This is a genomic window from Acidovorax sp. SRB_24, assembly GCF_012931925.1.
In genome coordinates this window covers 30,765-51,430 of the sequence record NZ_MWOM01000016.1, presented here as the reverse complement: position 1 = coordinate 51,430, position 20,666 = coordinate 30,765, and the positions used below count along the sequence as shown (strand labels likewise).

Annotated in this window: 18 protein-coding genes; 9 read left to right on the top strand and 9 right to left on the bottom strand. The window is 69.9% G+C overall.

The genetic code is table 11. The features are described 5' to 3' along the window. Positions 1-29 precede the first annotated feature (29 nt). Genes B2J89_RS08045 through B2J89_RS08020 form a run of 6 tightly spaced genes read right to left on the bottom strand, consistent with a single transcriptional unit; the run spans position 30 to position 9,094 of the window. Positions 30-4,289 carry a translocation/assembly module TamB domain-containing protein gene (locus B2J89_RS08045; RefSeq protein WP_169168627.1) on the bottom strand — a complete coding sequence of 1,420 codons (4,260 nt, stop codon included), beginning with the start codon at positions 4,287-4,289 and terminating at the stop codon, positions 30-32. 11 nt (positions 4,290-4,300) lie between these two features. Then, positions 4,301-6,181: an autotransporter assembly complex family protein gene (locus B2J89_RS08040; RefSeq protein WP_169168626.1), complete on the bottom strand. Its 1,881-nt coding sequence runs from the start codon at positions 6,179-6,181 to the stop codon at positions 4,301-4,303. A gap of 4 nt (positions 6,182-6,185) precedes the next feature. Next, positions 6,186-7,373, bottom strand: coding sequence for a VWA domain-containing protein (locus tag B2J89_RS08035; RefSeq protein ID WP_169168625.1), 1,188 nt, complete (start codon positions 7,371-7,373; stop codon positions 6,186-6,188). A gap of 18 nt (positions 7,374-7,391) precedes the next feature. After that, a complete protein-coding gene (locus B2J89_RS08030; RefSeq protein WP_169168624.1) occupies positions 7,392-7,994 on the bottom strand; it encodes a GNAT family N-acetyltransferase in 603 nt (200 codons plus the stop codon). Between the two features lies 1 nt (position 7,995). Further along, positions 7,996-8,226, bottom strand: a complete 231-nt coding sequence (locus B2J89_RS08025) for a hypothetical protein (protein WP_169168623.1) — start codon at positions 8,224-8,226, stop codon at positions 7,996-7,998. Between the two features lie 13 nt (positions 8,227-8,239). Further along, a complete protein-coding gene (locus B2J89_RS08020; RefSeq protein WP_169168622.1) occupies positions 8,240-9,094 on the bottom strand; it encodes a MoxR family ATPase in 855 nt (284 codons plus the stop codon). A 111-nt stretch (positions 9,095-9,205) separates the two neighbouring features. Between B2J89_RS08020 and B2J89_RS08015 the strand changes: the two genes are divergently transcribed. Further along, positions 9,206-9,868 (top strand): cytochrome c, encoded by a 663-nt coding sequence (locus tag B2J89_RS08015; RefSeq protein ID WP_169168621.1) that lies wholly within the window; start codon positions 9,206-9,208, stop codon positions 9,866-9,868. 128 nt (positions 9,869-9,996) lie between these two features. On the opposite strand, the gene B2J89_RS08010 is transcribed toward B2J89_RS08015, so the two are convergent. Next, positions 9,997-10,431 carry a DUF1841 family protein gene (locus B2J89_RS08010; protein ID WP_169168620.1) on the bottom strand — a complete coding sequence of 145 codons (435 nt, stop codon included), beginning with the start codon at positions 10,429-10,431 and terminating at the stop codon, positions 9,997-9,999. 160 nt (positions 10,432-10,591) lie between these two features. Here B2J89_RS08010 and B2J89_RS08005 point away from each other — a divergent pair, with 160 nt between their 5' ends. Beyond that, positions 10,592-10,813, top strand: a complete 222-nt coding sequence (locus tag B2J89_RS08005; RefSeq protein ID WP_205763753.1) for a hypothetical protein — start codon at positions 10,592-10,594, stop codon at positions 10,811-10,813. Between the two features lie 29 nt (positions 10,814-10,842). Here B2J89_RS08005 and B2J89_RS08000 read toward each other — a convergent pair whose 3' ends face one another. Continuing rightward, positions 10,843-11,640, bottom strand: coding sequence for an IclR family transcriptional regulator C-terminal domain-containing protein (locus tag B2J89_RS08000; RefSeq protein ID WP_169168619.1), 798 nt, complete (start codon positions 11,638-11,640; stop codon positions 10,843-10,845). 85 nt (positions 11,641-11,725) lie between these two features. On the opposite strand from B2J89_RS08000, the gene B2J89_RS07995 reads away from it, so the two are divergent. The 4 genes from B2J89_RS07995 to B2J89_RS07980 all read left to right on the top strand — a co-directional run bounded on the left by B2J89_RS07995 (position 11,726) and on the right by B2J89_RS07980 (position 15,443). After that, complete coding sequence (locus B2J89_RS07995) at positions 11,726-12,421, top strand: 3-oxoacid CoA-transferase subunit A (RefSeq protein ID WP_169168618.1); 696 nt, start codon at positions 11,726-11,728, stop codon at positions 12,419-12,421. A 27-nt stretch (positions 12,422-12,448) separates the two neighbouring features. Further along, entirely contained in the window at positions 12,449-13,093 is a 645-nt protein-coding gene (locus tag B2J89_RS07990) for a 3-oxoacid CoA-transferase subunit B (protein WP_169168617.1), read from the top strand. A 77-nt stretch (positions 13,094-13,170) separates the two neighbouring features. Then, positions 13,171-14,382, top strand: a complete 1,212-nt coding sequence (gene pcaF, locus B2J89_RS07985; protein ID WP_169168616.1) for a 3-oxoadipyl-CoA thiolase — start codon at positions 13,171-13,173, stop codon at positions 14,380-14,382. 59 nt (positions 14,383-14,441) lie between these two features. Then, positions 14,442-15,443 carry a tripartite tricarboxylate transporter substrate binding protein gene (locus B2J89_RS07980; protein ID WP_169168615.1) on the top strand — a complete coding sequence of 334 codons (1,002 nt, stop codon included), beginning with the start codon at positions 14,442-14,444 and terminating at the stop codon, positions 15,441-15,443. 56 nt (positions 15,444-15,499) lie between these two features. On the opposite strand, the gene kefC is transcribed toward B2J89_RS07980, so the two are convergent. After that, positions 15,500-17,374 (bottom strand): glutathione-regulated potassium-efflux system protein KefC, encoded by a 1,875-nt coding sequence (gene kefC / locus B2J89_RS07975; protein ID WP_169168614.1) that lies wholly within the window; start codon positions 17,372-17,374, stop codon positions 15,500-15,502. Between the two features lie 219 nt (positions 17,375-17,593). Here kefC and B2J89_RS07970 point away from each other — a divergent pair, with 219 nt between their 5' ends. The 3 genes from B2J89_RS07970 to egtB all read left to right on the top strand — a co-directional run bounded on the left by B2J89_RS07970 (position 17,594) and on the right by egtB (position 20,601). Next, complete coding sequence (locus B2J89_RS07970; protein WP_169168613.1) at positions 17,594-18,235, top strand: LysE family transporter; 642 nt, start codon at positions 17,594-17,596, stop codon at positions 18,233-18,235. Between the two features lie 138 nt (positions 18,236-18,373). Beyond that, positions 18,374-19,336, top strand: coding sequence for an L-histidine N(alpha)-methyltransferase (gene egtD / locus B2J89_RS07965; protein WP_169168659.1), 963 nt, complete (start codon positions 18,374-18,376; stop codon positions 19,334-19,336). Between the two features lie 32 nt (positions 19,337-19,368). Then, positions 19,369-20,601 carry an ergothioneine biosynthesis protein EgtB gene (gene egtB, locus B2J89_RS07960; RefSeq protein WP_169168658.1) on the top strand — a complete coding sequence of 411 codons (1,233 nt, stop codon included), beginning with the start codon at positions 19,369-19,371 and terminating at the stop codon, positions 20,599-20,601. Positions 20,602-20,666 lie beyond the last annotated feature (65 nt).

Genomic DNA, 20,666 nt, shown 5'->3' with positions numbered 1-20,666 from the left:
AGGGCGCCGGTCAGAGGGGCCGACCGGCCTCAATCGGTCGGCACGGTGTAGATGATATCGACCGCGCTCTGCACGCCGGTCTGGCCGCGCAGCGTCAGGCGCTGGGACAGGTCGTAGAAGATGTAGATGGCGCCCAGCGCGCCCGAGAGGCTTTGCTCGTAGGTGACATAGAGCTTGCTCGAGAGCCGCTTGCCCAGCGTGATGGCCGCGCCGCTGGCGTCGTTGCCGCTGCCCGGTCCCTTGAAGCCGACTTCGTCGAGCCCCAGGCGCTGGGCGAAACTGCCGGTGCCGCGCCCGCCGCCGCCCAGCAGGGCCAGCGCGGCCTGTTGCAGCAGCGCAGCCTCGGCGCCGCCGCCCGCGGTGCTGCGGCCCACCACCACCCACGAGAGTTTCTCCGCGTCGGGCAGGTCGGGGTCGGAATACAGGCGCACGCGCGGCGCCTGCGCCGAGCCCGTGACCTGCACGCCGGCGCGCACGCTGATGTTCGGGCGGATTGCCAGGATGTCGAGCGAGGGGTTGTTGTAGGGACCGTTGAAGCGCGCAATGCCGGTTTTCACGTCGAGCACCTGGCCCCAGGCGCGGTAGCGCCCCTGCACGGTGCGCACCTCGCCGGTGATGCGGGGCGGGGCGCTGGCCACGCTGCTGCCGCGCACCTGCAGCGCGCCTTCGAGCCGGGTGGTGATGCCAAAGCCCTGCAAGGCAAAGTCGCGGCCCAGGTCGAGCGCGACGTCGATGTCGGGCACCCGGGTGGTCTGGGCGCGGGCGGCAGACTGGCCGGCGCGCTGCGCCTTGTCGGCGTTGGCGCGGTCGATGGCGGCCGAGCGCACCACGACGTCGCTGCCGAGCTTCGGTGCCGAGGCCTCGGGCAGGATGATGGTCGCCCGGTCCACGGTGAGGTTGCCGCGCACGGTGATCTGGCCCTGCTGCAGGCCGGCGCGCAGCGTGCCCGAGACGCTGGCCTGGCGGTCGGCGCGGACCAGCACCTGCAGCGCGCGCAGCTGCGCCGTGAAGTCCAGTGCAACCCCGGAGCCGCCGGCCGCGTTCGCGCCGCGGGGGACGCCCCAGCGCAGGGTGCCGCTGCCTTGCAGGCTGCCGCCGTCCTGCGGCGGGCGCGTCAGGTTGCCGCTGTAGCCGGCGATGCGCGCCTGGCTGCCTGGGCCGCCGCGCAGGCTCAGCTCGGTGATGTCGAGCTGGTTGCCGCGCAAGGCTGCGCGCAGGCGCCCCTCCTTCAGGTCCACGCCGTCGAGCAGCGACTGCACGGTGATGCGGTCGGCGCCCAGCGTGCCCTGCCACTGTGGCGCGTTCAGGCTGCCGCTCAGCGTGGCGTCGGCGTCCAGCGTGCCGTGGATGCGCCAGCCGGGCGGCGCCAGCGCCGACCACACGCCCACGTCGGGCAGGCGGGCGCGCACCCGCGCGTTCAAAGGCGCGTCGGGCGACCAGGTCCAGCCGCCGCCCTGGCGCGTGAGCGTGCTGCTGGCCTGGGCATCCACCTCGCCGGCGCGCTCGCTGTCCCACTGCAGTTGCGCACGCACCTGGCTGCCCTCGGCATGGAGCTCCAGGCGCGCCGCGCGCACGCCGGCGGCGGTGTCGGCGTCTGCGGCGGCGGAGGTGGCGGTGGTGGGCTGGGGTTGGCTGCCGCTGCTGCGCACGCTGGTGACCGGGGCGGGGCCGCCGGTCAGCAGGCGCAGGTCGCCACTGGCGCGCTCGAGCACGGCGCTGGCGCGCAGCGTGTCGGCGGCGTTCACGTCCCAGCGGCCGTTGAACACCAGGTTGCCCGCCAAGCCCACCGTCTCCAGCGGCGACTCGCCCGGCGCGGCCAGCGCATCGACCCAGGCCAGCGGCAGGCCGGTCAGCTCGCCCTGGGTTTGCAGCTGCATGCCCCCCTCGGCCGACTGCGCCCAGCGCAGCGGCTGCCAGCGCACGGCCACGGCGCCGGGTACCGGGCCGCTGACCTGCGCCTGGCCGGCGCCGGCTTCCACGGTGTGGCTGGCAGCGGCGCCGCGCGTCTGGCGCAGCGTCAGCGCCAGGGGGTCCTGCAGGCGCAGTGCCCAGGTGCCGGGCCGCGCGGCGTCCTGCAGTTGGAGCTGCAGCGTGGCCACATTGGCGCGCCACTGCGCGGCCGTGGCGCTGGACGCGGCCAGGCCGCCGCTGAGCTGCGTGTTCAAGGTGATGCGCCGCTCGCCGAGCACGGCCTGCCCGTCCAGCGCCAGCGTAGCCTGCGCGAGCGCGCCGGACAGCTGGGCGTTGAAGCGGCTGAGCTGGAAGCGCGTGGCGGCCACGCTGTCTTTGGGCGCAGGCAGGGCGATGTCCATGCTGGGCGCGCTCAGTGTGGCCTGCAGCGTGAACGGTGTCTCGCCGCGCGCCGGGCTGGGCGCCGCAGCGCCGCCCGCGTGGTGCAGCTGCTGCTGCAGGCTGCGCAGGCCCCCGCGCCAGCGCGCGTCCAGGCGTGCCTGGCCCTGCACGGTGGTGCCTTGCCGCGCCGTGGACAGGCCGGGCAGCGATTGCAGCCAGGCTTGCACGCGTTCGGCCGAGGCCACGTTGAGCTGCAGCTCGCCTGCGCCGTTGGCCTGCCCCAGCTCGCCCTGGGTGCGCGCGGTGGCGCCCGGCACGGTGAGCGCCAGCTTGCCGCGCACTGCCAGGGCGTCGCCCAGCGTGGCTTCGATCTGCTGGCCGCGCAGCTGCGCCTGCAGCGCATCCACGTCCAGTTGCTGCAACGTCAGCTGCGGCGCAGCCCAGCGGCCGCTGGCGCGCACGGTCTGGATGCGCAGCGGGGCGCTGGCGGCCCTGCGGGCTGGCGCGCGCGCGGGCGCGGCGCGGCCGCTGGCACGCAGGTCGGCCTGAAAACGCACCGCGCCGTCCTGCACCTGCGCGCGCAACTGGCCGTTCAGGGGGGCAGCGTCGAACTGCGTGTGCACGGCCGCGGGGCTCAAGGCGCGCACGTCAGCGCTGCCTTCGACCGCGCTGCTCGCCACCGTGTAGCTGCCCTGTGCCGTGATGCGTCCGTGGCCGACGCGCAGCTCGGCCTGGGGGACGCGCCACCGCGCGCCGTCGTAGTCCGCTTGGGCGTCCAGGCCGCTGACCGGCAGGCGCCCCTGGTCCCACGGACCGGGCAGGGCGTTGCTGAGCTGCGCTGCCACCTGCCAGCCGCTGTCCTGCGGACCGGCCTGCACGCTGCCGTCCAGCGCGGTGGCGGGGGCCTGAGGCCACAGCGCTGCGAGATTGAGCGCGCGCAGCTCGGCGCTGGCCTGCCGCAGTGGCTGCGCCGCCCAGGGCGCCAACTCGGCGCGCACGTCGGCCTGCATGGTATTGGTGGGCGGGGGCGGGGGGATAGCGGGGGCTTTGGCGGCAGCCGTCCGGGTATTTCTTGCGGTGGTCGGAGGGCGCTTTTCTGGCGCGGGGGGCACCGGTGCGGGGGCCGCAGCAGCGCCTGCGGCAGACGGGCGCAGCTGGGCCGCCACCTGCAGGCGTGCGGCCGCCGTGGCCAAGCTGCCATTCACCGTGGCGTGGGCCGCCAGCTTCAGCGGCTGGTCGCTGCCCGGCGTCGCGGTCTGCACCTGGCCCTCCACAGTGGCCTTCACGGCCATGGGCGCGCGGGCCTGCACGGTGGCTTCAACGCTGTAGTGGCCCTGGGCCAGGTCCACGCCGTCGATCGTCAGTGCGTGCTGCACGCGGTCGTAGCGGTAGCGGCCTGCGAGCGCATGGGCCTGCACCGCTGGGGGGCCGGCCCATTCCAGCAGGTCGATCTTGAACGGCAGGTCGATGCGGACCGGCAGCACCAGTTGCTCCAGGGGCTCGGGTGGGGGCGCATCGGGCTTCGGGGTCGAGGTGATGCGCACGCGGGCGGCGTGCACCTCGCCCAGCGTCAGGCTGCGCTGCAACAGCGGCGCCAGGCTCCAGCCGATGCGCGCGCCCTCCACCTCCACCGCCAGGGTCGGGCTGCTCCAGCGCAGCCAGCCGATGGTGCCGCCGCCGCGTAGGGAGCCGCTCACATCGCGCGTTTGCAGCTGCTGGTCGGGCGGCAGCCAGCGCGCCGCCTGCGCCAGCGTGGCGGCCAGCGAGGTGCCGCGGCCCGACCAGATCCAGGCGCCTGCGCCCAGCAGCACCACGGACAGCACCAGCAGCGCGAGCAGGCCGGCGGCCAGACGCCAGACGCGCGGGCGCTGGCGCGGCGGCACGGCCGCGTGCCGGGCCGAGGCGGCCGCAAAGGGGTTGGCCGGGGGCGGGCCGCTGGCGGCAGCGGCAAACGTGTCCGCGCCAGCGTCGGGAGGGGTGGGTTTGCGCGTGGCCATGCGTGCCGGTCTTAAAAGGTGAAGCCCAGGCGCAAATGCAGGCGCAGGCTCTTGGCCTTGAGGCCATAGGCCAGGTCGGCCTGCAGTGGCCCGACGGGGCTGCGCCAGCGCACGCCCGCGCCCACGCCCACCTGCGGGCTCAGGTCGCCCACGCGGTCGGCCACGGCCCCGGCGTCGGCGAACACGGTGCTTTCCCAGTCGGTGACATTGCCGCGCACCGCAAACGGGCGCTGCCACTCCACGCTGGCCACCGCCAGGTAGCGGCCGCCGAAGAGCAAATCGTTTTCCTTGCGTGCGCCGATGGTGCGGTAGCCGTATCCGCGCACCGTGGTGTCGCCGCCGGTCAGGAACAGCTGGGTGACCGGGATCTGCGCGCCGCTGCGCGCCAGCACGGCGCCGCCTTCGGCGCGCAGCGCCAGCCGGCTGTCGCGCGGCAGGCCGCTGTCGAGCTGCACCTTGCCCAGCGGCACAAAGTGCAGCCAGCGCGCCATCGCGCGCACGAACGGGTCGCGCTGCGGCGTCAGCGTGGTGCCCGCGCCCAGTTCCCAGGCCACGCCGAAGCCGCGCGTGGGCGTGGTCGGGCTGTTGAAGTAGCGCCCGGTCCAGCTGTAGTTGGCGGTCACGGCGGTGCTCGACGGCGGCGCGCTCGGCCCCTGGTTGTGGGCGTAGTCGTATTGCAGGAACGCCGTGCGGTCGATGCGGTCGTCGCTGCGGGTGCGGCCGCCGCGCAGGCGCGCGCTGTTGACTTCGTAGCTGCCGGTAGCCTCGCGCTGCACCTGAGCGCCGCTGAACCAGCGCCAGCCGTCGTCCGCCGGCAGCGCCGTCCATTCGGTGCTGAGCAGCTTGTTCTTGCGGTCGAGCTGCAGCTTGTTGAGCGCGCGCCAGCCGATGCCCGGCAAGCGGTTGTGCGTGTGGTCCACGCTCAGGCGCGGCCCGCTGTCGGTGGACACGCCCACGCCGAACACCCACTTCTGCAGCTTGGCTTCGCGCACCTGCGCGGTGACGGGTGCGGCCTCGGGGTCGGTGCCGTCGGTGTCGAGCGTCAGGAACACGGCGTCGTAATAGCCGCTGCTGGCCAGGCGCTGCTGTGCGTCCAGCAGGCGCGCTTCGCTGTAGACGGCGCCCGTGGGCAGGCGCGCGAGCCGGCGCGCGCCGTCGGGGTCGTAGCGCTCGCTGCCTTCCACGCGCAGCGGGCCAAAGCGGTAGGCCGGGCCGGAGTCGTAGTTGACCGCCAAATCCGCCTCGTGGCGGTCGGCGTCCACTTCGGCGCGGCTGTTGGCAATGCGCGCGGTGGGGTAGCGGCGCGCGCGCAGCGTGCGCAGGCCCTGGTCCTTGGCGCCGTCCCAGTCCGATTGCGTGAACGGCTGCCCCGGCGGCAGCGCCCATTCGTTCTGCACCCGGGCCCGCTGTGGCGCGGCCTCGGCCGAGGTGGCGGCGGGGCCCGTGACGTCTATCGTGGCGCTGCGGATGTGCGTTTGCGGGCCCGGTGCCACGGTCAGCACGATGCGCCGCGGCGCCTCGGCGCCCGGGGTCTCCTGCATGTCCAGCGCCAGGGTCGGGGCGAAGTAGCCGAGCGTGGCCAGCAGCTCGCGCGCGTTGCTGTCGGCGGCGCCGAGCAGGCGCGAGAGCTCGCGTGCCTCCAGGCCCGGAAAGCGCCGAAAGCGCTGCAGTTCCAGGTTCTTCGTTAGGTAGGCCTCGATGTCGCGCGGCGCCTGCACGTCGAGCGTGAACGCCAGCGGCACGTCGTCGGGCACGCCGGCCACGTCAGGCGCCGTGTCGCGCGGTCCGCCGAGCGAGACCGGCAGCAGGCTGCACCCCGCCAGGCCCAGCACGCTAAAAAGCAGCAACGCCGGCCATCGGGCCGGCGTGGAGGGGGGCGGACGCGCAATCATGGGGTCATTTTGACAGCATGCGCATCGCGTCTTCGAGGCCTTTCAAGGTCAGCGGGTACATGCGGTCGCCCATCAGCTGCTGGACGATGCTGATGCTCTGGCGGTACTGCCACACGCCCTGGGGCTCGGGGTTGATCCAGGCGAACTTGGGGAAGGTGTGCGTGAGGCGCTGCAGCCATTCGGCGCCGGCCTCCTCGTTGTTGTATTCGACGCTGCCGCCGGGCTGCAGGATCTCGTACGGGCTCATGGTCGCGTCGCCCACGAAGATCAGCTTGTAGTCCTTGTTGTACTTGCGCAGGATGTCCCAGGTCGGGAACTTCTCGGCGAAGCGGCGCCGGTTGTTCTTCCAGACGAAGTCGTAGACGCAGTTGTGGAAGTAATAGAACTCCAGGTGCTTGAACTCGGTCTTTACGGCCGAAAACAGCTCCTCGACGCGCTGGATGTGCTCGTCCATGGTGCCGCCCACGTCCATCAGCAGCAGCACCTTCACGTTGTTGTGGCGCTCGGGCACCATCTTGATGTCGAGCCAGCCGGCGTTGGCCGCCGTGCTGCGGATGGTGTCGGGCAGGTCGAGTTCGAGTTCATGGCCTTCGCGCGCGAACTTGCGCAGCCGGCGCAGCGCCACCTTGATGTTGCGCGTGCCGATCTCCTGCGTGTCGTCGTAGTCGCGGTAGGCGCGCTGCTCCCACACCTTGACGGCGCTCTTGTTCTTGCCGGCGCCGCCGATGCGGATGCCCTGCGGGTTGTAGCCGCCGTGGCCGAACGGGCTGGTGCCGCCCGTGCCGATCCACTTTCTGCCGCCCTCGTGGCGCTCTTTCTGCTCTTCGAGGCGCTTTTTCAGCGTCTCCATCAGCTCGTCCCAGCCCATCTTCTCGATCGCGGCCTTTTGTTCGGGCGTGAGCTCGCGCTCCAGGAGCTTGCGCAGCCAGTCGGCGGGGATCTCTTTCGTGAAGTCGGCCACCATCTCCACGCCCTTGAAGTAGGCGGCAAAGGCGCGGTCGAACTTGTCGTAGTGCTTTTCGTCCTTGACCAGGGCCAGGCGCGACATGAAATAGAAGTCGTCCAGGCTCCAGGCGTTGTCGGAATTCGGGCCGACCACGCCGGCCTCCAGCGCTTCGAGCAGCGTGAGGTATTCCTTGACCGACACGGGCAGCTTGGCCGCGCGCAAGGTGTAGAAGAAGTCAATCAGCATGTTTTTGGCCTCCAGCGCTTATCCAGCCTGCGCATGCTGCTCTAATAAAGAGAGCATCTGGGCGCGCGACTCGGGCCATTCGCCGGCGCGCAGGCTGTACATCACGGTGTCGCGGATGGTGCCGTCGCGGCGCAGCGCGTGGCCGCGGAGCACGCCGTCCTTGCGCGCACCCAGGCGCTCGATCGCGCGCTGGCTGGCAAAGTTGAAGTTGTCGGTGCGCCAGCCCACGACGTGGCAGCCGAGCTGGTCGAAGGCGTGGCCCATCATCAGCAGCTTGCAGGTGGTGTTGACGTGGCTGCGCTGTGCGCTGCGGGCGTACCAGGTGTAGCCGATCTCGAGCCGGCGCACGGCCGGCAGGATGTCGTGGTAGCTGGTGCTGCCGAGCACGCGGTCTGTGGCCTCGTCGACCACGGCAAAGGCAAAGCGGCTGCCCTGCTCGCGCATCTGCAGCGCGGTCTCGATGTACAGGCGCGTCTCCTGCGGCTCGGGCACCGAGGTCACGCGCAGCTTCCAGAGCTCGCCGTCTGCAGCGGCGGCGGCCAGGCCGTCTTCGTGCGCCAGGGCGAGCGGCTCCAGCCGCAGGCCGCGGTCGCGCAGCACCACGGGTTCGACGAAAGCCATGTCAGTCCTCTGCTTTTTGGCGCTGCAGCGCGCGCCAGCGCCGCGCCGCGTGCAGCCCCAGGCCGCCGCCAACGCCCACGAGCGCAATGCCCAGCAGGCTGGCCGTGCCGTAGCCGGCGGCAAACACATCCAGGCCGAAGGCCTGGCCGAGACCGAACCCCGCCAACGCGCCGCCGACGAAGCCCACGGCGTCCGAGACGCCTTCCAACAGTAAACGCTTGCCCGCGCCCATGGCGTCGCCGCCGTCAGCGGTTGCGCTGGTTCATGAACACCAGCTTTTCGAACAGCGACACGTCCTGCTCGTTCTTGAGCAGCGCGCCGACCAGCGGTGGCACGGCGACCTTGTTGTCGGCGCTTTGCAGCGCTTCGAGCGGAATGTCTTCGGCCACCAGCAGCTTGAGCCAGTCGAGCAGTTCGGAGGTCGACGGCTTCTTCTTGAGGCCCGGCAGGTGGCGCACGTCGTAGAAGGTCTTCATCGCCACCGTGAGCAACTCGCTCTTGAGCGTGGGAAAGTGCACGCCGACGATCTGGCGCATCGTCTCGGCCTCGGGGAACTTGATGTAGTGGAAGAAGCAGCGGCGCAGGAACGCGTCGGGCAGTTCCTTTTCGTTGTTCGAGGTGATGAACACCAGCGGGCGGTGCTTGGCGCGGATCAGCTCGCGCGTCTCGTAGCAATAGAACTCCATGCGGTCGATCTCGCGCAGCAGGTCGTTCGGGAATTCGATGTCGGCCTTGTCGATTTCGTCGATCAGCAGCGCCACCGGCTCGTCGGCCGTGAAGGCCTGCCAGAGCACGCCCTTGACGATGTAGTTGCGGATGTCCTGCACGCGTTCGTTGCCGTCCACGCCGCCGAGCTGGCTGTCGCGCAGGCGGCTCACGGCGTCGTATTCATAGAGGCCTTGCTGCGCCTTGGTGGTCGACTTGATGTGCCACTGCAAGAGCGGCATGCCCAGGGCCTGCGCCACCTCCTCGGCCAGCATCGTCTTGCCGGTGCCGGGCTCGCCTTTGACGAGCAGCGGGCGCTGCAAGGTGCTGGCTGCATTCACGGCCAGCATCAGGTCTGGGGTGGCGACATAGTTCTGGGAGCCTTGAAATTTCATGGAGCTAAAACACCGAATCGTTGACAAATGGGCTTGACAGGTGCTGGCTATAATTGCCTGCTCAATCCTGAGCCCTCAAGCTGAACTTCCACGAGAGATTGTGCGCGCAAAATGAACAAGACGTTGACCACGATATTTGCCCTGGCTGTCGCTTCCGTGACCGCCTTGTCCCACGCCCAGGAAGTCAAGGGCGATGCGAAGGCCGGAGAGCAGAAGGTCGCCATGTGCATCGGATGCCATGGCATCGTGGGCTACCAGTCGAGCTTCCCCGAGGTCTACAAGGTGCCCATGATCTCGGGCCAGAGCGCGAACTACATCAGCGCTGCGCTGCACGCCTATCAGAAGGGCGAGCGCCGGCACCCCACCATGCGCGCCATCGCCGACTCGCTGACGGAACAGGACATTGCCGACGTCGCCGCCTACTATGCCCAGCACGGCAAGACCGAGGTGCAGCTGCCGCCCAAGCCCGCGCGCGAGCCCAGCGTGCAGGTGGCCGAGCTGCTCAAGAAGGGCGCTTGCGTGTCCTGCCACGGCGACAACTTCGCCAAGCCAATCGACCCGTCGTACCCGCACATCGCCGGCCAGCACGCCGACTACCTGTTCGTCGCGCTCAAGTCGTACAAGGTGGAAAAGAACGCCAACGTGGGGCGCGGCAATGCCATCATGGGCGGCGTCGCAAAGCAGTTCAGCAATGCCGAACTGAAGGCATTGTCCAGCTACATCAGCGCGGTCCAGGGCGACCTAAAGGTGGTGCCCGAGTCGCGCTTCCGCTGAGCGCGCTGCGCACGCTCTGACCGCAAAACCCGCTTCGGCGGGTTTTTGCATTTCATGGTGTTTTGGCCTGCAGGGCCCAACTGGTAAGCGCTGATAGCAATCGAATCGATAGCTTTCGGCCTGGCGCCTCAGTCGCGCGTGGCGCGCCGCTGCACGGCCGCGATGTAGGCGTCGCCGTCGGGCGGTCGGCCCGAGCGCTGGCTCTCCCACAGCATCTCGCCCAGGCATTCCATGGCGGCGTGGTGCGCGTCGTGCAGCGAGTCCAGGCGCTTGGCCAGCAGCTCGACCGCCTGGCGGATGCCGCGCGGCTGGTCGATGCTGCACTGCTCGCTGATCGACAGGTGCATCGACAGGTGCAGGAACGGGTTGGTGTGCTGCGGCGTTTCGTCGTAGTTGCGCGCCAGGGCGGCATCGGTATCGGCGAGGTCGGCGTGGTATTCGGGGTGCTCGGCGATCCAGAGGCTGGCCAGCGTTTCGATGGCCTCCATCGGGGCGCCGGCCTGGGTTTTGGCATGCGTGGCGCAGAAGAAGCGCCGCACATCGGCTTGGGACGGGTTGAACATGCGGGCAAGCGTAGCACGCACGGGAAGGTGCGCGCGGGGCGGCAGCGGCGCCGTCCTACGCTGGCGGCGCAGCGCGGCCCTTACATTGGCCTGGGCCGGCGCAGAGGGCTGCCCCGCCAGTGCCAGACCTGTCCCTTTACCAGACCGAGGAAATTTCCCCATGAATGCTTTGAGAATCACCGGCGTGGTGCTGATCGTGCTGGGTCTGGCCGGCTTCTTCACCGGAGGGTTCAGCTTCACCAAGGACACCACCCAGGCCAAGCTCGGACCGCTGGAGCTGACCGTGACGGAAAAAGAGTCCGTTAATGTGCCCCCATGGCTGAGCCTGGGTGCCATGGCGCTGGGGGCCGTGGTGCTGGTGCTGGGCTTTCGCCGGCGCTAGCCCGGCGCGCGGACGCCGCAAGCAGCGGGTCAGCGGCCCGGTGCGCCCAGCATCTGCGAGATGGCCTGCGCTGCCTCCAGCAGCGGGGGCAGCATGCCGGCCTGCATGGCGTCGGCGCTGGTGCGGTTGGCCTGGCCGCTGATGTTCAGCGCCGCCACGGTCTGGCCGGCGCGGTTGGTCAGCGGCGCGGCCACCGAGATCAGGCCCTCTTCGAGCTCCTGGTTGACGAGGCACCAGCCCTGTGCGCGCGCCTGCCGGATGTGCGCCAGCAGCGCGGAGCGGTCCACCGTGGTGTGCTGGGTGAGCCGCTGCAGTGGCACGCTCTCCAGGCGTGCGCGCAGCACGTCGTCGGGCAGGGCCGCCAGCAGCACGCGCCCCATTGAGGTCCAGCAGGCCGGCAGGCGTGAGCCGATGGCCAGGTGGTTGCGCATGATCTTGTGCGTGTGCACGCGCATCACATAGACGATCTCCAGGCCGTCGAGCACGGCGGCCGAGCAGGACTCGCGCACCTGGTCCACCAGCGTCTCCATCACGGGCTCGGCCAGGTTCCACAGCGGCATCGACGACAGGTACGAGAAGCCCAGCTCCAGGATGCGTGGGGTCAGGCGAAAGAGCCGGTCGTCGCTTTCGACATAACCCAGGGTTTGCAGCGTCAGCAGGATGCGGCGCGCGCCGGCGCGCGTGAGGCCCGTGCGCGCGGCCACTTCGCTAAGCGTCTGCTGCGGCGCCTCGGCGCGGAACGAGCGGATCACTTCGAGCCCGCGCGCGAAGGACTGCACGTAGCTGTCACCGGGCCGGGGACTTTGGGGGAAATTGGGGGGGGGCATCGGCGTGCGTCCTATAATTCATTATACGAACATTTGTTCTTATAGCGAACAAATACCGGGTTTTGAATTTACCAGGAGCGCATCCATGATCAACAAGATTGCCGACTCGGTGGCCCAGGCGCTGTCCGGCGTGAAAGACGGTGCCACGGTGCTGATTGGCGGCTTCGGCACCTCGGGCAACCCGGTCGAGCTGATCGACGGCCTGATCGCCCACGGCGCGCGCGACCTCACCGTGGTCAACAACAACGCCGGCAATGGCGAGACGGGCCTCGCGGCCCTGCTCAAGAGCGGCCAGGTGCGCAAGATCATCTGCAGCTTCCCGCGCCAGGTGGACAGCTGGGTGTTCGACGACCTGTACCGCAGCGGCAAGGTCGAGCTCGAACTGGTGCCCCAGGGCAACCTGGCCGAGCGCATGCGCGCCGCCGGCGCCGGCATCGGCGCGTTCTTCTGCCCCACGGCCTACGGCACCGAGCTGGCGGCCGGCAAGGAAACCCGCGAGATCAATGGCAAGCACTACGTGCTCGAGTACCCGATCTACGGCGACGTGGCGCTCGTGAAGGCCGAGCAGGGCGACCGCTGGGGCAACCTGACATACCGCATGTCGGCGCGCAACTTCGGCCCCGTCTGCGCCATGGCGGCCAAATACACCGTCGCCACCGTGCACGAACTGGTGGAGCTCGGCGAGATGGACCCCGAGGCCGTGGTCACCCCCGGCATCTATGTCAGCCAGGTCGTCAAGGTGCCGCGCGTGGCCACCCAGGCCGGCGGAATCAAGCAGTAAAGCCCGTTCAGCCCAAGGAGATACAGCGTGAGCAGCTACCAAAAACGAACCAAGGATGAACTGGCAGCCCGTGTGGCCCAGGACATCTACGACGGTGCCTATGTGAACCTCGGCATCGGCATGCCCACCAAGGTGGCCAACCACATCCCCGCTGGCCGCGAAGTGGTGCTGCATTCCGAAAACGGAATTCTGGGCATGGGGCCCGCACCCGCCGCAGGCCAGGAAGACTACGACCTGACCAATGCCGGCAAGCAGCCCGTGACGCTGCTGCCCGGTGGCAGCTACTTCCACCACGCCGACAGCTTCGCGATGATGCGCGGCGGCCACCTCGACATCTGCGTGCTCGGCGCGTTCCAGGTGTCGGCCACGGGCGACCTGGCCAACTGGAGCACCGGCGAGCCCGGCGCGATTCCCGCCGTGGGCGGCGCGATGGACCTGGCCGTGGGCGCCAAGTCCACCTGGGTGATGATGGATTTGCTGACCAAGACCGGCGAGTGCAAGGTGGTCAAGGAATGCAGCTACCCGCTCACGGGCCTGGCCTGCGTCAAGCGCATCTACACCGAGCTGTGCACGCTCGAATGCACGCCCGAAGGCCTGCGCCTGATCGACACCGTGCCCGGTCTCTCGCACGAGGAACTCGAGCGCATCGTCGGCCTGCCGATCCAGCCATAAGCATCAAAACCGGCTCCAGTGCTTATCCAGAAAGCGCTGGATGCTCACTTTTTTGAAATCCCCCCTTCGGAGACACCATGAACAACGCCCCCCAAGCCTTCATCTGCGACGCCATCCGCACCCCCTTCGGTCGCTACGGCGGCGCCCTCTCGGGCGTGCGCACCGATGACCTGGGCGCCATCCCGATCAAGGCGCTGATGGAGCGCAACCCCGGCGTGGACTGGGCCGCCGTGACCGACGTGATCTACGGCTGCGCCAACCAGGCCGGCGAAGACAACCGCAACGTGGCGCACATGTCCAGCCTGCTGGCCGGCCTGCCGATCGAAGTGCCCGGCGCCACCCTGAACCGCCTGTGCGGCTCGGGCCTGGACGCCGTGGGCACGGCCGCGCGCGCCATCAAGTCGGGCGAAGCGCGCCTGATGATCGCCGGCGGCGTCGAAAGCATGAGCCGCGCCCCGTTCGTCATGCCCAAGGCCGAGAGCGCGTTCAGCCGCAACAACGCCGTGTACGACACGACGATCGGCTGGCGCTTCGTCAACAGGCTGATGAAGGCGCAGTACGGCGTCGACTCGATGCCCGAGACGGCCGAGAACGTCGCCGACGACTTCAAGATCGAGCGCGCCGCGCAGGACCGCATGGCGCTGGCCAGCCAGACCAATGCCGCCGCCGCGATCGCCGCCGGCCACCTGGCGCGCGAGATCGTGCCGGTGACCATTGCGCAAAAGAAGGGCGACGCCATCGTGGTGAGCCAGGACGAACACCCGCGCGCGACCACGCTCGAGGCGCTGGCCAAGCTCAAGGGCGTGGTGCGTGAGGGCGGCACGGTGACGGCCGGCAATGCCAGCGGCGTCAACGACGGCGCCTGCGCGCTGCTGCTGGCCGACGAAGCCAGCGCCGCGCAGTACGGGCTGACGCCGCGCGCCCGCGTGGTCGGCATGGCCACGGCCGGCGTGGCGCCGCGCATCATGGGCTTTGGCCCGACGCCCGCCACGCTCAAGGTGCTGGCGCAGACCGGCCTGACCATCGACCACATGGACGTGATCGAACTCAACGAAGCCTTCGCCGCGCAGGGCCTGGCCGTGCTGCGCGCGCTGGGCCTCCAGGACGACGACGCCCGCGTCAACGCCTGGGGCGGCGCGATTGCGCTGGGCCACCCGCTGGGTGCCAGCGGCGCGCGCCTGGCCACCACGGCCGTGAACCGCCTGCACGCCACGGGCGGCCGCTACGCGCTGTGCACTATGTGCATTGGCGTGGGGCAGGGCATTGCGGTCATTCTCGAACGCGTCTGACGTCCGGGGCTGCGGCCCTTTTGCGCGCCTTGCGCAGCATTTTTTCAGGAATTTTCACCATGAGCATCACCTTCCGCACCCCCTCGCGCCGCCAGTTTGCCCTGCAGGCCGCTGCCGCCTCCCTGGCCCTGCTGGGCACTGTGCCGGCCCTGGCGCAAACCGCGTTCCCGACCAAGCCGATCACCATCGTCGTGCCGTTCTCGGCCGGCGGCACCACCGACATCCTGGCGCGCCTGATGGGCCAGTACCTCTCGACCGAACTGGGCCAGCCCGTGGTGGTCGACAACAAGGCCGGCGCGGGCGGCAACATCGGCGGCGCCCTGGCCGCCAAGGCGCCGGCCGACGGCTACACCCTGTTCATGGGCACGGTGGGCACGCACGCCATCAACGCCGCCCTGTACAAGAAGATGCCCTTCGACCACATCAAGGACTTCGCGCCGCTGTCGCGTGTGGCCAACGTGCCCAACCTGCTGGTGGCGCACCCCGCGGAGCCGTACAAGACCGTGCCCGAGATGATCGCCTACGCCAAGGCCCATCCCGGCAAGATCAACTTCGGCTCGCCCGGCAACGGCGCGTCGCCCCACCTGTCGGGCGAACTGTTCAAGTCGATGGCCAAGGTCAATCTGACGCACATCCCCTACAAGGGCAGCGCGCCGGCCGTCTCCGACCTGCTGGGCAACCAGATCTCCATCATGTTCGACAACATGCCTTCGGTGATCCCGCATGTGCGCTCGGGCAAGCTGCGCGCGATTGCCATCACCACCGCCAAGCGCTCGCCCGAGCTGCCCGATGTGCCCACCATCGCCGAAGCCGGCGTGCCGGGCTACGAGGCCGTGTCGTGGTTCGGCATGTTCGCGCCGGCGGGCACGCCCGCGCCGGTGCTGGCGACGATCAGCGCGGCGCTGTCCAAGGTGCTGGCCAACCCCGAAGTGCAAAAGAAGATCAGCGCCCAGGGCGGTGAGACCGTCAACGAAACGCCCGCGCAGTTTGCCGCCTTCATCCGCGCCGAAACCATCAAGTGGGGCAAGGTCGTGAAGGAGTCGGGCGCCAGCGTCGACTGATCGGCTATCAAAAACAATAGCTGCTGGCGCTTATCCCATAAGCGCTGGGGGCTGTTTTAGGCTGTATCCCTGGGGGCGCTTTCGGCGCCCTCTGTGCCGTCTGGGGCCACGGGGGCCTTGGACGCCGCCTGGAGCGCGCGCTCCTGGCGCTCCTTGGCCATCTGCTCGGCCAGCTGGCTGCGGCCCTCGCGCGCCACCGCGATCGACTTGGCGCGGTCCTGGTAGTACGGGTACATGCGGTCGACCAAAGCGATGTTGTGCTCGCGGAAGCGCCGCGTGATGGCGCTGGCCTCGGGGGCCGGCAGGCCCATCAGTTCGAGCACGGTGTGCGCGCTGCACAGGCTCGATTCGAACAGCTCGCGCTGCACCAGCGCCACGCCCACATCGCGCAGCCGGTTCCAGTGCGTCACGTCGCGCGCACGCGCCACCACCTGCAGCTGCGGAAAATGCTCGCGCGCCAGCCGGGCGATCTGGAGCGACTGCTCCGGGTCGTCCACCGCAACGACCAGGATGCGCGCCTGACCGGCCCCGGCGATGCGCAGCAGGTCCAGCCGCGTGGCGTCGCCATAGAACACGCGGTAGCCAAAGGTGTGCGCCACTTCCAGCATTTCCACGCTGTGGTCGAGCACCGTGGTCGGCACGCCCTGCATCAGCAGCACGCGCGCGACGATCTGGCCGTAGCGGCCAAAGCCGGCGATGAGCACGGGCGCTTCCTGCGGCTCGGAAATCTCCTCGGCCTGCGGCGCCTTGACCTCGGCGTAGCGGCGCAGCAGCGCGCGGTCGAGCAGCGCCAGCAGCAGCGGGCTGAGCAGCATCGACAGCGCCACCGCGCCGATCAGCAGCGAGGCCACTTCGGGCGAGAGCGCCTTGGCGCCCGCTGCGGTCTGGAACACCACGAACGCGAACTCCCCGCCCTGGGACAGCAGCAGCGTGAACACCGGGCGCTCGCGGTAGGGGATCTTGGCGCCCGTGGCCAGCGTGTAGATCACCACTGCCTTGATCGCCAGAAAGCCCAGCACGACGGCGGCCATGGTCCACGGCGAGCGCATCAGCACGCCGAAGTCGATGGTCATGCCCACGGCCATGAAGAACAGGCCGAGCAGCAGGCCCTTGAACGGTTCGATGTCGGTCTCGAGTTCGCGCCGGTATTCGCTGTCGGCCAGCAGCACGCCGGCGAGGAACGCGCCCAGCGCCATCGACAGGCCGAGCTGCACCATCAGCATGGCAATGCCCACCACCAGCAGCAGCGAGGCGGCGGTGAAGATCTCGGGCGTCTTGCTCTTGGCGATCCAGCGCAGCAGCGGGCGCAGCAGCAGGCGTCCGCCGACCACGATGGCGCCGACCGCGCCGACGATTTTTGCGGTTTCCCACACCAGCTCCATCGGCTCGTGCTCGGCCTGCGCGCCGGCGGCCGCGCCCAGCAGCGGCAGCAGCGCCAGGATGGGGATCGCCGCCACGTCTTGGAACAGCAGGATCGAGAACCCGGCCTGGCCGCTCTGCGTGCGCATCAGATTGCGCTCCTGCAGCGTCTGCAGCGCGATGGCGGTTGAGGACAGCGCCAGCCCCAGGGCCCCCACCAGGCCCACGCGCCAAGGCAGGCCTGCCGCCCAGGCCACGGCAAACAGCGGCGCCGCGCACAGCAGCATCTGCGCGCTGCCGAAGCCGAAGATCGGGCGGCGCATGCTCCACAGGCGGCTGGGCTGCAACTCCAGACCGACCAGGAACAGCATCAGCACCACGCCAAACTCGGCAAAGTGCAGGATGTCCTGCCCGTTGCTCACCAGCGCCAGGCCCCACGGTCCGATCGCGATGCCGGCGGCCAGATAGCCGATGATGGCGCCCAGGCCGAGCGCGCGCGCAATGGGCACGGCCAGCACGGCGGCCGCCAGGTACAGGAATCCGTAGGTGAGCCAGGTCGGGGCGTGGGCCATGGTGGTGTGTGCAAAGTCCGCTGGCGCGGGGGCGGCAGGGGAGCGGCGATTTTCGCACCCGGCGCGCTGGGGCGGCTGGCGTGGGCGTGAAATGCTCTTTAAATAATAGCGCGTGGCGCATACCCCATATGCGTTGGAAGGCTTTTTTACCATTTTTCTGGCGCTGCGCCGGCCGGCGTTGATAAGATGCCAGCCTCCTTCTGAAACACCACCCCACCGATGGACTTGCACACTTGGTTGGCCTTTTTCGCGGCGGCGTGCGTGATCGCGGTGTCGCCGGGTTCGGGCGCGGTCCTGTCCATGAGCCATGGTCTGTCGTACGGGGTGCGCCGCACGGGCGCCACCATCGCGGGCCTGCAGTTGGGGCTGCTGTTGATCTTGCTGATCGCCGGCGCGGGCGTGGGCTCGCTGCTGCTGGCGTCCGAAGTGGCGTTCAGCACCGTCAAGGTGCTCGGCGCGTGCTACCTGATCTATGTCGGCTGGAGCCAGTGGCGCGCCAGCGGCGCCGTGGCCCTGCCGGGCAGCGCGGGCGCCGCGCCCGCCAGCCGCTGGCAACAGCGCTGCATGACGGGGTTTCTGACCAACGCCACCAACCCCAAGGGCATCATCTTCATGGTCGCGGTGCTGCCGCAGTTCCTGACCGAGCAGCGGCCGCTGGCGCCGCAGCTGCTGATCCTCGCGGCCACCATGGTGGCCGTGGACGTCGTGGTCATGCACGGCTACGCGGCCAGCGCCAGCGCGCTGCGCCGCCTGCTGCGCAGCGCGCGCGCCGTGCGGGCGCAAAACCGGGTGTTTGGCGGCCTGCTCATGGCCGTGGGCGCCGGGCTGTTTTTTGTGCAGCGCGGCACCCGCACGGGTTGAGCGCCCGGCATTAGCTATTGTTTCAATAGCTTAAAACGTCCTGGGGACGGGCGTTGATGGCGTTTTTGCCATGAAAACGGGCCTGCCCGCGGCAAGCGGGCGGGCCCATGCACTTCCAAGGAGGCCACGATGGCTTGGATGGACAGCCCCGAGGAACTGGCACCTGCCGCGGTGCCCACCGCAGAAGCGCACGGGCCGCACGCCGACCTGGCCGCCGGCCTGCTGGCCACGCCGGCCACGGCCTCGCCCAAGTACTTTTATGACGCGCGGGGTTCGGCGCTGTTCGAGCAGATCACGCGCCTGCCCGAGTACTACCCCACGCGCACCGAGCAGCACATCCTGTCCACCCACGCCGCGGCGTTGGCAGGCGAGATCGCCCCCGGCGCCACCGTGATCGAATGGGGCGCAGGCAACTGCGACAAGGCGCGCCAGCTGTGCAGCCTGCTGGCGCCGGCCCGCTTCGTCGCGCTGGACATCTCGGCGGACTGCCTCCGCGAGGGCGCGCGCCGCCTGCAGGCTGCCTGCCCGGCGGTGCAGGTGCGCGCGCTGGCGGCCGACCTGACGGCCGAGCTGGCGCTGCCAGCCGACGTGCCGTGCGAGCGGCGCGTGGTGTTCTATCCCGGGTCGTCGATCGGCAACTTCGACCCGCCGCAGGCGCTCGACCTGCTGCGGCGCATGCGGCGGCTGCTCGGCCGCGACGGCGCACTGCTGCTCGGCGTGGACCTGCTCAAGCCGGTGCCCGTGCTGGAAGCCGCCTACAACGATGCCGCGGGCGTCACCGCGGCGTTCAACCGCAACCTGCTGCGCCACGCCAACCGCCTGCTCGGCAGCGATTTTGCCGAGCGCGACTGGGAGCACCACGCGTTCTTCAACGCCGCGCACGGGCGCATCGAGATGCACCTGCGGGCGCTGCGCGATCTGCGCGTGCGCTGGCCCGGCCATGCGCGCGCCTTCGGGCGCGGCGAGTCGATCCACACCGAGAACAGTTACAAGTACAGCCTCGGCGGCATCACCGACCTGCTGGCGCGCGCCGGCTTTTCGCAGGCGCAGCCGTGGACCGATGCGCAGGGCTGGTACGCCGTGCTGTTGGCGCGGCCTTGAAGCGGGAGCCGCGCGTGTCTGCCCCCACCGCCATGGCCGCGATGCCCTCGGAACACGACTACCGCGCCGTGCGCGCGCGCACGCTCGCGTTGGCCGCGCCACTGTCGGCCGAGGACTGCTGCGTGCAGTCCATGCCCGACGCCAGCCCTGCCAAATGGCACCTGGGGCACACCGCCTGGTTCTTCGAGACCTTTGTGCTCGAAGTCTGCGAACCCGGGTTCGAGCCGTTCGACAGTGCGTTCCGCGTGCTGTTCAATTCGTATTACCAGGCCGTGGGCGCGCGCCACCCGCGCCCGCAGCGCGGCCTGCTCACGCGCCCGAGCCTGGCGCGCGTGCTGGAGTACCGCGCCGACGTGGACCGGCGCATGGGCGCCGTGCTCGCCAGCGGCCAGGCCCAGGCGCTGGCCAACGTGGTGGTGCTGGGCCTGCACCACGAGCAGCAGCACCAGGAGCTGCTGCTGACCGACATCAAGCACCTGCTCTGGTGCAACCCTTTGAACCCGGCCTACACGGGCGCGCCGCGGCCCGTGGCAGCGCCGGCGCCGCTCGCGTGGCACCCGTTCCCCGGCGGGGTGGTGGAGATCGGCCACAGCGGCAGCGGCTTTTGCTACGACAACGAACTGCCGCGCCACCGTGTCTACCTCGAGCCGTATGCGCTGGCCTCGCGCCTGGTGACAAATGGCGAATACGCCGCCTTTGTCGCGGCCGGTGGCTACGCCGACCCGGCCTGGTGGCTGTCGGAAGGCTGGGACTGGCGCGCGGCCGAGGGTCTGGCGCACCCGCGCTATTGGCACGACAGCGGGGCCGGCGACTGGCACGAGTTCACGCTGGGCGGCCTGAGCGCGCTCGATGCCAACGCGCCGGTGGTGCATGTGACGTACTACGAGGCCGATGCCTTTGCGCGCTGGAGCGGCGTGCGCCTGCCGACCGAGGCGGAATGGGAGCACGCGGCCGCTGCGCTGCCGGTGCAAGGTCCGTTTGCCGATGCCGGCCGGCTGCACCCGGGCGGCGCCGGCGCAGGCCTCTCGCAGATATGGGGCGAGGCCTGGCAATGGACGGCGAGCAGCTATGGCCCCTACCCCGGCTTCCAGGCCGGGCCGGGCGCCATTGGCGAATACAACGGCAAATTCATGGTCAACCAGTACGTGCTACGCGGTGGCTCGTGCGCCACGCCAGCAGGCCATGTGCGTGCCAGCTACCGCAATTTCTTTCCCACCACGGCGTTCTGGCAGTTCTCGGGCATCCGGCTGGCGCGCAGCGTGTGAGCGCGGGCGGTTCATACGGCCTGTCCCGTGCTCGACAGCGGGCCGCGCGCGGCGGGTTAGAGTGC

Coding starts and splice junctions, on each gene's coding strand:
- B2J89_RS08045 (WP_169168627.1), bottom strand. CDS start 4,289: ATGGCCACGCGCAAACCCACCCCTCCCGACGCTGGCGCGGACACGTTT.
- B2J89_RS08040 (WP_169168626.1), bottom strand. CDS start 6,181: ATGATTGCGCGTCCGCCCCCCTCCACGCCGGCCCGATGGCCGGCGTTG.
- B2J89_RS08035 (WP_169168625.1), bottom strand. CDS start 7,373: ATGCTGATTGACTTCTTCTACACCTTGCGCGCGGCCAAGCTGCCCGTG.
- B2J89_RS08030 (WP_169168624.1), bottom strand. CDS start 7,994: ATGGCTTTCGTCGAACCCGTGGTGCTGCGCGACCGCGGCCTGCGGCTG.
- B2J89_RS08025 (WP_169168623.1), bottom strand. CDS start 8,226: ATGGGCGCGGGCAAGCGTTTACTGTTGGAAGGCGTCTCGGACGCCGTG.
- B2J89_RS08020 (WP_169168622.1), bottom strand. CDS start 9,094: ATGAAATTTCAAGGCTCCCAGAACTATGTCGCCACCCCAGACCTGATG.
- B2J89_RS08015 (WP_169168621.1), top strand. CDS start 9,206: ATGAACAAGACGTTGACCACGATATTTGCCCTGGCTGTCGCTTCCGTG.
- B2J89_RS08010 (WP_169168620.1), bottom strand. CDS start 10,431: ATGTTCAACCCGTCCCAAGCCGATGTGCGGCGCTTCTTCTGCGCCACG.
- B2J89_RS08005 (WP_205763753.1), top strand. CDS start 10,592: ATGAATGCTTTGAGAATCACCGGCGTGGTGCTGATCGTGCTGGGTCTG.
- B2J89_RS08000 (WP_169168619.1), bottom strand. CDS start 11,640: ATGCCCCCCCCCAATTTCCCCCAAAGTCCCCGGCCCGGTGACAGCTAC.
- B2J89_RS07995 (WP_169168618.1), top strand. CDS start 11,726: ATGATCAACAAGATTGCCGACTCGGTGGCCCAGGCGCTGTCCGGCGTG.
- pcaF (WP_169168616.1), top strand. CDS start 13,171: ATGAACAACGCCCCCCAAGCCTTCATCTGCGACGCCATCCGCACCCCC.
- B2J89_RS07980 (WP_169168615.1), top strand. CDS start 14,442: ATGAGCATCACCTTCCGCACCCCCTCGCGCCGCCAGTTTGCCCTGCAG.
- kefC (WP_169168614.1), bottom strand. CDS start 17,374: ATGGCCCACGCCCCGACCTGGCTCACCTACGGATTCCTGTACCTGGCG.
- B2J89_RS07970 (WP_169168613.1), top strand. CDS start 17,594: ATGGACTTGCACACTTGGTTGGCCTTTTTCGCGGCGGCGTGCGTGATC.
- egtD (WP_169168659.1), top strand. CDS start 18,374: ATGGACAGCCCCGAGGAACTGGCACCTGCCGCGGTGCCCACCGCAGAA.
- egtB (WP_169168658.1), top strand. CDS start 19,369: ATGGCCGCGATGCCCTCGGAACACGACTACCGCGCCGTGCGCGCGCGC.